Raw genomic sequence first — 12,788 nt, forward strand, 5'->3', positions numbered from 1 at the left:
CATGACCTCCAAATTTTTGTTTAAATCATTGTTTCAAATGAATCTCTTACTTGTGGCACACTTAACCCAACAATAACTTGTACGTTCGTACCACTTTTCGCAACACCATGTGCCATTTGGTTATGTGTGAAATAATCATTATCTTTTACTAGATCTGCATCATAAACGGTTACTCTTAATCTTGTCGCACAATTTGTTACATCTTTAATATTCTCTTTACCACCTAGACCTTCTAAGAAGTAAATGGCTCTTGTATCATATTCAGATGCATTGTTATCAAGATGCGTATCTGCACTACCTTTTTTAGATTTATAATCGTCTTTTGTATACAGTTTTGCGTCACCGTCATCAGCAACTCGTCCAGGTAAAGGAATATTGAATTTCTCTATAATAAATTTAAAAACAAAGAAGTAAATGACAACAAATATGATACCGATAATGAATTGTGCCACATAAGTACTGCCATGGTTAGAGAACAATGGAATCCAGTTAATTGCAGCAAGTTCTATTGCGCCACCACCTTGAATACCAACAACACCGAAGAGATACATAATGGTAACCATCGTTGCACCTAACAATGCATGAATTAAGAATAAGTATGGTGCTATAAATAAGAATGTAAATTCTAAAGGTTCGGTAATACCAGCGAAAATTGCAGTCAATCCAGCAGGTAATACAAGTGCTAAAACTTTTTTCTTATTTTCTTTAGGTGTTGAAGCATACATTGCTAAAGCAATACCTAAACAACCGAACATTTTAATGTTACCTTGTAACAAGAATCCATATGGATATAATTCTTTAAGTGATTTTGTAGAATTAGAGAATTCTGTTAAATGTTCAATCCAGTAAGGTTTCAAGCCACCATTCACAACAGCTGGACCGTATTCAAACGGTGTGTAAATGAAGTGATGTAATCCTGTTGGTATAAGAATTCTTTCTAAGAAATGGAACAACCAAACTCCAACAAATCCTGAATGTAGCATTACGCCTTGTAATGATGCGATACCAGTTTGAACTGTCGGCCAAACTGTACAAACAATAAAAGCAATTGGGATCATAACAAAGAATCCAATTATAACGACGAATGGTAACCCTTGAAAAATACCAACCATTTCAGGAAGCTTTTTATCATAGAAACGATTATGTATCCAAATAACAATTGCTGATATGAAAATTGCACCGATAATACTTGTATCTAAAGTTTCAATTCCAGCTATTTCTTTAACACCTGTTAAATTTTCAACACCTTTTGATAAATCTACTCCAAAAGTTTTTGGCCAAAGTGTTAATATAGAATTTATAAAATTGTTAAATACAAGATAAATCATTAATGCAGCTAATGTTGCTCTACCTTGTGCTTTTTTAGCTAGTGAAATCGGCAATCCTATTACAAAAGCTAATTCCATATGATCAAATATCGTCCAACCACCAGCTTCAATTATGCTCCAAATTTTAAACCACATTGTGCCTTCATTTGCTATATCACCCATAATATTTGGATTTTTAAATAAAGTTGCAAATCCTACAACAATACCAAAAAATGCAAATAGCAATACCGGAACAATCATGGCACTACCAAATCGTTTAATTGCATTCATATATTAGCCCCTTTTCTGTATCAAGTTAACTCCACAATATAGGAACCGCTTACATTTTCCAATAGGTTTGACGTAAATAGAAATCACATAGTAAACTTAGATTATATTTTCATAATACAAAAATATTTTCACTTCGAATGGAGGATTATAATGATTTTGGATAAACTGATTAATGAGCATTACCAACGACTTAACGATAATGATATACATATCATACAAATGATTAACCAAAATATTCACTTGATTCATCGCTTAAAAATTCAAGAAATAGCTGATCTATCACATACTTCAATATCTTCTATCCACCGTTTAGCTCGCAAATTAGGATTTGATGGCTATAGTGATTTCAAAGCTTACATTAAACTAAACAAACAAGTTTCTAAACCATCTAGCGATATCATAGAAAGTCTCGAGCAAGATTTACAACAATCAATAAAGCACTTAAAAATGATTGATTATGATTATATAAGTGAACAAATTGATAAATCACCATACATCTATATATATGGAACAGGTGTCGCACAATTAAATGTCGCGAGAGATGCACAACGTCATTTTCTTTCTATTAATAAAAGAGTAATGGTCATAAATGATGAAAGTGAACTTAAAATTTCAATGAATCAAATGAAAGAAGACGATTTAATATTTATCATTTCTTTATCTGGTGAAACACCACATCTTAAAGAGAATATTGAAATTATGCATACACGTAATATCAGCTACATTTCTCTTACAACTTTAAAAGACAACTACTTAGCACAAAATGCACGCTACAATATATATGTAAACAGCTCACCAATAGAACTCTACAATCAAGTTTCATATTCAAGCTTTTTACCCTATCATATAGCTTTTGAAATCATCGTACGCAAATTCAGTGAATGGAAAATGTTACACTAGGGTATAGCTAATATATATTAAGATTTGTAGGAGGTAGCAACATGAAAAAAGTATTCATAACAGGAGAAATACCAACTGAAGGCTTAAATTTATTAAAAGAACATTTTGAAGTAGATGTATTTAAAGGGGACAAATTAATCACAAAAGAAACATTACTTCAAAGTGTACAAGATGTAGATGCAATTATAAGCCCACTATCTACTAATATAGATAAAGAAGTAATCGATCAAGCATCTAACTTAAAAATCATAGCAAACTATGGCGCTGGATTTAATAATATAGACGTTAAATATGCTAGAGAAAAAGGCATCGATGTTACAAATACACCAAAAGCATCAACAAACGCAACAGCAGATTTAACAATAGGTATAATGCTCGCTGCTTCTAGAAGAATTGCTGAAGGAGACAAACTATGTAGAACTACAGGTTTCAATGGTTGGGCACCTTTATTCTTTAGAGGTAGGGAAGTCTCCGGTAAGACTGTCGGTATAGTAGGACTAGGTGAAATTGGTTCTGCAGTAGCCAGACGTGCCAAGGGATTTGACATGAATATACTTTATACAGGTCCAAACAAAAAACCAGACAAAGAAGCATCATTAGGTGCCACTTATGTCAGTCTAGATGAAATGTTAGAACAAGCAGATTTCATCATAATTAATGCAGCATACTCAGAACAATTACATCATTTATTCAATAAAGATGCTTTTGAAAAAATGAAAGAAACAGCTTATATTATCAATGCATCACGCGGACCAATTGTAGATGAAAAAGCATTAGTAGAAGCACTAAAAGAAAAAGAAATCGAAGGCGTTGCATTGGACGTATTTGAGTTCGAACCAAAAATAACAGATGAACTTAAAACAATGGATAATGTAGTACTTACACCACATATCGGAAACGCTACATTTGAAGCAAGAGATGAAATGGCACGAATCGTAGCAAACAATACAATTAAAAAACTACAAGGAGAACAACCAGACTTTGTAGTGAATTAATGTTGAGATAAGAAGATTTTTTTAAAAAAATGAGATAAGAAAATCGCACGATATCGTCTCAGTCTTCGTGCGTTTCGGCATCCTTAGAGTCCTATTAAATTCCAATATTTTTACTTATCTCTATCTTCCTCTCTTCCAGTAAAAAAATCACAAAAAAACTGCCGGCAAAGTTCCCTACTTTGTCGGCAGTTTCATAATTTATTGATTATTTTGTTGCAGTTGCAATAATTCATCTGCTGTAAATTGTACATCTGTTCCAATTATAATTTGGATGTTTTTATCGCTTATAACTTTATTTCCTAGTGCACCTGATTTTTTGACTTTTTCTAAATCTACTTTACTTGTGTCTTTTAAAGTCAATCGTAATCTTGTCGTACAATGATCTATTACTTCGATATTGTCGTTTCCACCTATAGCTTCGTAAATAAGTTGTGTTTTATTAGAAACTTTTGCTCTACTATTGTTTGCAGTTTGATCATCGCCTTCTTCTACAAGACTTGGGTCTTGTTTAGCCGCTTCTTCCATCAAACCGTCTCGTCCAGGTGTTTTCAAGTTAAATGTACGTATAGCAAAATCAAATACTAAGAAGTATACGACACCCATTATTAGTCCAAGTAACAATAACATGAGTGGTTTATTAGCTATTGGAATACTTAAGCTTAATAAGTAGTCAATCAATCCCGCACTAAATGTAAACCCTGCTGTCCATTGGAATGTTGCTGCAATGAACATAGACACACCAGTAAGTACGGCATGAATACCGAATAACAATGGTGCTGCTACTAAGAATGAAAATTCTAATGGTTCAGTGATACCAGTAACGAATGAAGCAATTGCTGCTGTTATCATTAAAGAACCTACTACTTTTCTGTTACGTTTTTCAGCATTTTTCCAAATTGCTAATGCTGCTGCTGGTAAACCGAACATCATAATTGGGAATAAACCAGCTTGATATCGACCAGTTACACCTTGCTCGCCATTACTTGACCAGAAATTAGCGATATCATTAATACCTGCAATATCAAACCAGAACACTTGGTTTAATGCATGATGTAAACCAAATGGTAATAATAAACGGTTAAAGAATCCGTATAAGCCAGCACCAAATGGTCCAAGATGAGCTATCATCTCACCGAATGCAACTAAACCATTATAAACTGGTGGCCATATAAACATAAGTGCTATTGAAATAACCAACATTGCTGCTGCTGATAAGATTGGTACTAAACGTTTACCACTAAAGAATGCAAACGCTGTTGGTAATTTTGTATCTTTAAATCTGTTGTAAATTGCTGCAGTTACTAAACCACAAATTATCCCGATAAACACATTGCTAATACCTGTAAATGCTAAATCTACTTTATCCTCCGCAACATGTAATACTTTCGCCATAGACTCTGGCTTTAAAACTTCTGTAACAACTAAAAATGATACAAGACCACTAAGTGCAGCTGCACCATTTTTATCTTTAGACATCCCAAACGCTAACCCGACAGCGAATAGTATGGGTAAATTGTTAATAACAGCTAATCCACCATTTGCTAAAAAGTTAGCAACACTGTTTCCTTCTCCGTTAATTGCTCCCGAATCAATAAAAGATGCTATACCTAACAATAATCCTGCAACCGGTAAAATTGAAATAGGTAGCATAAGAGACTGTGCAAATTTTTGCATATAAGCCTTCATGTATTTTCCCCCTAAAATTATTTGAAAACGATTTCTATATACCATATTTACCATAAAAATCATTATATGTACATAACAAATTAATTTTCGAAATTCTTAAAAAAGTCTATTAATTATTATATTCTTTAAATATTCAACTAGTGATATTAATTTATAAATAAAGAATATTAGAAAGTATAAACTGATTTAACAACATTCTTATACACAAAAAGACTAAGGATGAGACAAATTAATTGTCTATCTTCAGTCTTTATTAAATAAATCTACTTACTTACTTTTTTAACTACAGATGATTTCAGCCCTATTTGACCGAATCCTGGTATTTTACAATCAATATCGTGTCCATCTTCTGGATCCACTAATCTGATACCTTTTACTTTAGTTCCTTGTTTGATTGAATTTGAAGATCCTTTAACTTTTAAGTCTTTGACTACTGTAACAGTATCTCCATCTTTTAATTCGACGCCATTTACATCTTTAATGATTGCTTTGTCAGCGTCTCCTGATTCTTCTCCATTAGCCGTCCATTCATAGTTACACATTGGACAAATGTATGATACACCATCTTCATAAGTGTATTCTGAATCACATTTAGGGCAATTTGGTAATGTAGCTTCCATTTCTCAACCTCCGAGAGTTTATAATAACCTCTATAATTTACCATAATTTCACTCATATAGGTATTTAATCTATAAATATTTTTAATTAAATTAAGGCTTCATAATGATATATGAAGTAATTTTTTTAATCTTAGAATCTTTTTTATGATTTTCAAATTCATATATTTCAGCAAAGTGTATTGTTTCACCTGTTTGATTTATTATCGTCCCATGAGTAGAAGCTTCTTTGCCATGTGTGAGCATTGATGCTATTTCTAAACTTGATACTTTTTGTAAGTGCTCATTTATTTCTTCTATAAATGCTGCTTTACCATTTAATTCAAATTCTCCCGGGACTATCCATATAAAGTCATCAGCTAACCATTCGTTAAGGTAATGTTCATCTCCAACTACAGATGCAATTACAATATCCCGGACAATTCGTCGTTTAGGCGCATTATCACATTTCAAATCACCGAGAACTGTAAATTCCAAGTCGCTTAAATCAGCGTCTAACTTACTAAATGACATGCCTTGTTCATTCAAAGCTTCTTTTAAAATATTTATAGCTTTAGGACCAACACCGTGTAATTTCGATAAATTATGATAGTCTAGTTTAGAAACTTGTTCCAAAGTTGTTACATTAATCTTATCTAAAGCATTCGTCGCCGGTTTACCTATTTTCGGTAAATGTGTCATCTTGGTACCCCCTTTATGAAATGTCTTTACGATTAAATCCAATCAACCCTACAATAATCAAAACGACTGATATAACGATTAATATACTTATACCCGAAAAATCCATTTCTTCTACAGGAATTTCAGGAATTTCAGGAATATGTTGAAACGGTGTTATATTTTTTAGCCACTCTTTAATATTTAATAACTGCCCTAGATATACAACAAAAAATGTATAAGTTAAATATAAATACACAGCAAAATGCCATTTATTCACCCATCCTAAAAGCAGTACACCTAATGACACAAAGGATATTATCGCTGGCACATGAACGATTCCTGCCTTTATTATTGTCCAAAATTCAAAAGGATCCTTTAAAACGAAAGCTTGTGCTACATACATGCCTAATGCTGCTAAAAATATCATTAAAAATGAATTAACCAATGATACTAGCAGATAACTGCTTAATAACTTCATTCTAGAAACTTTTTTGGATAAAATATTTTCAATTCTATGTGTTTGTATTTCGTTTTTAATTTTGTAGAGACTTTGCAAAGCTGGAATAGTTGATACTATTGCCATAATAACCATTAGTGTTGGTAAAAAGGATTCTACATAATCATCACTATTACTCGAAAGCATTTGCTGTAACATTTCATTGCTCTTAATAAAATCATCTAATTCTCCAAAAATCGACCCATAAGATGCCCCAAATATAAACATGCCTATTGCCCAGGAAATTATTCCTACTTTGTACAATTTTAATTGCATTCCTAATGGTGATAGCCATATTTTGTGTGCATATTTATTACCAGGCTTAGATGGCAATAATCCAGATTCTATATCTCTTCTAAAATAAAGTGTCATTGCTATTACTAAAAGTAATATTGCAGTGATTATCATAACAACAACTGGCCACCAATTATTATCAGAATATGCAAACGTTCTTGTTAACCATCCAAGTGGAGAAATCATAGATATACCATCATTTATAACGTCGCCTACCGCACGTACTAAATAACTTAACAACAACACTGTTACGCTTAATCCAGTAACACTGCTACTTGTTTCTGTTAACTGAGCAAATATAGCTGTAATCATACCGAATAAGATACCTATAGACCCAAGTGAAACGCCATATAATATAGAACCTTGCCAAGTTATACTATCAATTTTGAGTAAAGGTAATGTTATAGACAATATCACAGCAATCGCTAAGTTAACTATTATCATAATGACTATTGAACTGATTAAAGGCGAAACTCTTCCTATTGGTAAAGCTCTTATCATTTCAATACGGCCATCAGATTCATCACCTCGTGTATTTTTAGAGACGAGCAATATGCTCATAATCGCAACAAGTATACTTGTAAAGAGCATCATTTCATGCGTGAACAATGCACCAACTAAAACTTGGTCAAATTGACCTGGACCTAACATAGCCTCCATTGCAGGGTTTTTAGACGTTTCAACAATTGGTTGCATATCAGCTTTATTTGGATACATTTCATAAAATGTCGGTGGGATTATAAGTGTTAATGCAACTATCCCTATTATCCAAAAAATCATTTTCCATTTATTCGTTCTTAAGTAAAATAACGTTAGTTTACCGACTCCGTTAAAGAGATTATGCATCGCTATTCACCTCTTTCAATATCAACGCCGTAATGAGTCATAAATAAATCTTCTAAAGTAGGTGGCATGCTCTCAAGTTTCAACAGTTCAAATTGACTTAAATATTTAATGACATTTGATACATGTTCAGAATCTACTTGAAAGTGATACGTATTTTCTTCATTAAAAATATCATGGATACCTGTCTGTTGGTCCAAATTCATCAATGCTTCATTAGTTTGGACAACAAAACGCATTCTTGTTAAATGCCTTAAATCATCTAATGTACCCATTTCAACAATTTCTCCCTTTCTAATAATGCCAACTCTATCGCACAGTTTTTCAACTTCACTTAAAATATGACTAGATAATAGCACACTTTTTCCTTCCTTTTTCTTATCTAATACACAATCTTGAAATACTTTTTCCATTAAAGGATCTAGACCAGAAGTTGGTTCGTCTAATATTAGAAGCTTTGCATCTGTTGTAAAAGCTGCAATGAGCGCTACCTTTTGCCGATTCCCTTTAGAATAAGAACTACATTTTTTAGTAGGCTCTAAATCAAATTTTTCAATTAATTCATCCCTTTTTTCAACATTATTTGTACCACTTAACTTTAAAAATAAGTCTATAACTTCCCCACCAGTTAAGTTTGGCCATAAATTGACATCACCAGGAACGTAAGCGATATTTTTATGAATGTGAACTGCATCTTTCCAAGCATCTTTTCCAAAAATCTCAATAGAGCCACTCGTTGGTTTAAGCATCCCTAAAATTGCTTTGATAGTTGTAGATTTACCAGATCCATTAGGTCCAATAAAGCCAAAGATTTCCCCTTCTTCAACTATGAAATCAACGCCATTTAACGCTTTGAACTTTCCAAAATACTTCGTAACGTAATCCACCTTTAATAATGTCATTTCCATTCACTATCCTTTATAGGAGATTTTTAGTGTTATATAAATTATCGGTCATATTTACTTCTTATATCCATAATATACCCTTCTCTGAATGATTATTTCAAAGCGAACAAAAAAATGAGCAAACTTATATGACAGAATCTGTCATACAAGTTAACTCTTAATTGTTTATTATTGACTAAGCTGAGGCGAAAAGACTTTATAAAATTCTTCCTTAGAGCTTGATCCTATTAAATTTAAAACTTTATTATAATCATTAATAATGTCTGTTAAGTTTTGATACATTTTTTCAAGATTTATTGTTGTATTTTTTTTCAAACCAAGACAAAATATAATTTGTACTTCTTTATCATCCCATGCGATTGGCTTATCCATAGTTATCATATAAATAAATGTTTGCTTTGCTAATGGCATTACCGGATGAGGAATAGCTACTAAATTTCCATATGCAGTCGATGCATGATGTTCTCTTTCTTTTACACTATCTATAAATCCACTGTAAATTAAATCTTTTTTCTCCAATTGAACATTTAAATATTTTAATAAATCTTCTTTATTGTCCAATTTTGTTTTTAATTCAATAATTTCAATTAATTCATCTAAATGGTGAGTATCTTTTAAATCAATAAACTTTTGAATTTTATCTAAATCTTGTTGTGACATAATTGGATTTACATATAGTATTGGTAAATCTACATTATCATTTATTGGTACTGTTGAAATAATTAAATCCGCTTGTACAAGATCCGCATTGTGAATGTTATATAACTCAACAATTTCAGAAATTTGAATTTGATTGCTAAAATTCTGCATTAATTTATATTTTATCAATTGCGAACTCGTTAATCCTGAATTACAAACAAGTATGACATTCAACTTCCCTTTATCTGTCTCTATTCGATTTAAAGCCATTTCAAAGTGAAGTGCTAAATAACCTATTTCACTTTCTGATATTTGAACTTTTAAATCTTTTTCAATCATTTTACTAGCCACTAATCCTAAATCAAATGCAAAGGGATAGTTTTGCTTAATTTCATTTAACATCGGGTTTCTAATGTTCATTTTATATTTATATCTATTAATCGAAGTACATAAATGCAAATATAAATTTTTCTTCAAATTATTGTCTGAAGTTAAATCCAAATAAAAGATACGTTTTATATGATCTAACATATGTTTAATCATAGTTTCAATCATTTTATTTCTAGGTATGTTTCTCACTTCGTTCATAATACCTGTCGTCACAAAGTGAATATATAAATAATCCATTTCCTTTTTAGGTAAAATTAACTCAAAACGGTACTCTATAAAATGTATCATTTCTTCGAAGAATGATTTTAATTTGTTCGGTAATTGTTGTTCTTCAATTTGAAATTGTTGTTCTATCATGAGTTCATTTCTTATTCTAACAATTGCTATGTTAATATGTGTTACTAAATTATCTAGCTTTACTTCCGGAATTTCTATTTTGTATTTACTCAATAGTTTAATTAGATATGATTTTACACTTTTAATATCATCTTCTGTAAAACCTATATTTACATGTTGATTATTTAATAAAAATTGAGCAATAGCGTATCTTATCTGAAATTCTTTGCCAATTATTTTCATACCATAGTTCGGACGACTTACGATTTCAATTTCATATTGAGATAGTATCTTTCTCATTTCATTCAAATCATTTTTTAAAGTTCCTACACTCACAAACATACTTTCACTTAATGATTCTAACTTAGTGTAATGGTCATCTAACAATAATTTTTTCATAATATAACGAATTCTACTATCTTGATTGTTAAAATTTAAATTTTCATCTTTTAAAAATCTTTCATTTAAGAAATAATTAAATAAGCCTTCATCTATTATATGGAGTTGATAACCTTTTGATTTTTTAATTAGTATAGAGAAACCAAAATCATTACTCGCTTCATTAATAAATTTTATATGTGAGCGTATCGTTTTTGAAGATAATCCTAATAATTTGGCAATTGCATCACTATTCATATATTCATGTTGGTGTTGATATAATATTTTAACAATGTTGAGGTGTCTGGTTTCCATCACGCTCTCTCCTAATATCTTTCTTTTTATTTCATATTAGTCATTTAAACTGTTGCTTGAAGAAACTTCTTTAAACCATTTACCACTTTGCTTGATTGTTCTTTTCATCGTATGAATATCTACAGAAATAAAACCATATCTATTTTTATAAGCGTTCATCCATGACCAGTTATCCATAAATGTCCACATATGATACCCCGTACAATTCGCACCTTCTTTTATAGCTTTATTCAACCATATTAAATGTGATTTTACAAAGTCAATTCGGTAAGTATCATTAATTTGACCATCTTCTATAAATCTCGCTTCATTTTCCACACCCATACCATTTTCAGAAATAAAACTTTCTATATTGTTGTAGTTATCTTTCAAATTGATCATAATGTCATAAATACCTTTAGGGTAAATCTCCCATCCACGATATGGATTCATTTTTCTACCTGGCATTTCATAATTATCAAAGTAATACTCAGGGAAAAATGGTGCGTTAGGATTGGGGACTGTATCTCTCGCTTTAACACGTCTTGGTTGATAATAGTTCACGCCTAGTAAATCAACCGTATATTGTTTAATTGTTTTGAGATTATCTTCCGTATAAGTAGGTACCAGTTCATGATTTTTCAATATATCTACTAAAGCTTTTGGATATTCGCCTTTCGTTACAGGATCTAAGAAACTTCTATTGAAGAATAAATCTGCAATTTCAGCTGCTTTAACATCCTCTTCATTTTCACTTCGTGGATATGATGGCGTTAAATTTAATATAATACCAATTTTTCCGTCATAACCAGTTTCTTTGTACGATTGAATTACTTTGGCATTCGCAAGTACAGTGTTAAATGCAACCTGAAATCCTCTCTTTGCATCTACAATATTTGGATAATGGAAATCATATAAATAACCACCTTCTACAGGCACAATTGGTTCATTAAATGTAAACCAATATTTAACACGGTCACCAAATAACTCGAAACATTTTGTAGCATAATCCACATAATAATCAACTACTTCTAATGACTCAAAACCACCTTGTTGTTGCTTTTTATATGGCATATCAAAATGATATAAATTCACAAAAGGTTCTATATGATTTTCTTTTAATTCATTTATAACATGATTATAAAATTGAACAGCTTCTTGATTAACTTCATTCGTATCTTGATCCATTAACCGCGTCCAAGAGATAGATAATCGGAAAGAATTATGACCAGTTTCCTTCATTAATTTTATATCTTCATTAAATTGGTGATAAAAATCTGATGTATGATTCGGCCCTACACCTTCAAAAAAACGATTGGGTTCTTCTTCAAACCATTTGTCCCATATAGTTTTATCCTTGATTGAATCAGTACCTTCAGTTTGCGTTGCACTAGCAGCGCTTCCCCACCAGAAATCTTCTGGAAATACATATTTAGTCATGATTTCATCTCCTTATATAAGTCTACCATTTCATTTGCTAAATCTTTGACTGTAATTGCATTCATTAAATGGTCTTGTGAATGAATAAGTAATAAATTCAATTCACTTTCTTTACCTTGTGCTTCATTTTGTAATAATTCAGTTTGATATTTATGTGCTTTATTTATTTCTTGTTCTGCTTCTTTTATTAATGCTTCTGCTTCTTCAAAATTTCTTTCTTTTGCACATTGAATTGCTTCCATAGCACTTGACCGTCCATTACCACCGTATAATATGATTTGAAATGCTTTCTCATTAATTGAGGTCGCCATCGTAAA

General features: G+C 31.3%; 11 protein-coding genes. 2 read left to right on the plus strand and 9 right to left on the minus strand.

Translation table 11 applies throughout. The annotated features are described in order from the left end of the window. Positions 1-20: 20 nt before the first annotated feature. Positions 21-1,598, minus strand: coding sequence for an alpha-glucoside-specific PTS transporter subunit IIBC (locus LQ668_RS04530; RefSeq protein ID WP_107509194.1), 1,578 nt, complete (start codon positions 1,596-1,598; stop codon positions 21-23). Between the two features lie 150 nt (positions 1,599-1,748). Between LQ668_RS04530 and LQ668_RS04535 the strand changes: the two genes are divergently transcribed. Then, entirely contained in the window at positions 1,749-2,498 is a 750-nt protein-coding gene (locus LQ668_RS04535; RefSeq protein WP_107509193.1) for a MurR/RpiR family transcriptional regulator, read from the plus strand. 41 nt (positions 2,499-2,539) lie between these two features. Continuing rightward, positions 2,540-3,493, plus strand: a complete 954-nt coding sequence (locus LQ668_RS04540) for a 2-hydroxyacid dehydrogenase family protein (protein WP_239775915.1) — start codon at positions 2,540-2,542, stop codon at positions 3,491-3,493. Between the two features lie 198 nt (positions 3,494-3,691). Here LQ668_RS04540 and nagE read toward each other — a convergent pair whose 3' ends face one another. The 8 genes from nagE to LQ668_RS04580 all read right to left on the minus strand — a co-directional run bounded on the left by nagE (position 3,692) and on the right by LQ668_RS04580 (position 12,782). Continuing rightward, on the minus strand, positions 3,692-5,179 hold the full coding sequence (gene nagE, locus LQ668_RS04545; protein WP_119634135.1) for an N-acetylglucosamine-specific PTS transporter subunit IIBC: 1,488 nt from the start codon (positions 5,177-5,179) through the stop codon (positions 3,692-3,694). A 263-nt stretch (positions 5,180-5,442) separates the two neighbouring features. Continuing rightward, complete coding sequence (locus tag LQ668_RS04550) at positions 5,443-5,799, minus strand: zinc ribbon domain-containing protein YjdM (RefSeq protein WP_078358522.1); 357 nt, start codon at positions 5,797-5,799, stop codon at positions 5,443-5,445. A 90-nt stretch (positions 5,800-5,889) separates the two neighbouring features. Further along, positions 5,890-6,477: a helix-hairpin-helix domain-containing protein gene (locus LQ668_RS04555; RefSeq protein ID WP_239775916.1), complete on the minus strand. Its 588-nt coding sequence runs from the start codon at positions 6,475-6,477 to the stop codon at positions 5,890-5,892. Between the two features lie 13 nt (positions 6,478-6,490). After that, positions 6,491-8,092: an ABC transporter permease gene (locus LQ668_RS04560; protein ID WP_119634137.1), complete on the minus strand. Its 1,602-nt coding sequence runs from the start codon at positions 8,090-8,092 to the stop codon at positions 6,491-6,493. Positions 8,093-8,094: 2 nt separating this feature from the next. Further along, on the minus strand, positions 8,095-8,991 hold the full coding sequence (locus tag LQ668_RS04565) for an ABC transporter ATP-binding protein (RefSeq protein ID WP_119634154.1): 897 nt from the start codon (positions 8,989-8,991) through the stop codon (positions 8,095-8,097). A gap of 171 nt (positions 8,992-9,162) precedes the next feature. Further along, positions 9,163-11,052, minus strand: a complete 1,890-nt coding sequence (locus tag LQ668_RS04570) for a BglG family transcription antiterminator (RefSeq protein WP_107509190.1) — start codon at positions 11,050-11,052, stop codon at positions 9,163-9,165. 36 nt (positions 11,053-11,088) lie between these two features. After that, positions 11,089-12,471: a glycoside hydrolase family 1 protein gene (locus tag LQ668_RS04575; RefSeq protein WP_078358356.1), complete on the minus strand. Its 1,383-nt coding sequence runs from the start codon at positions 12,469-12,471 to the stop codon at positions 11,089-11,091. Next, positions 12,468-12,782, minus strand: a complete 315-nt coding sequence (locus tag LQ668_RS04580) for a PTS sugar transporter subunit IIA (RefSeq protein WP_078358355.1) — start codon at positions 12,780-12,782, stop codon at positions 12,468-12,470. The genes LQ668_RS04575 and LQ668_RS04580 overlap by 4 nt, the downstream gene beginning before the upstream one ends. Positions 12,783-12,788: the final 6 nt, after the last annotated feature.

The sequence above is a fragment of the Mammaliicoccus sp. K-M42 genome (genome assembly GCF_022386375.1).
GTDB lineage: Bacteria > Bacillota > Bacilli > Staphylococcales > Staphylococcaceae > Mammaliicoccus > Mammaliicoccus fleurettii.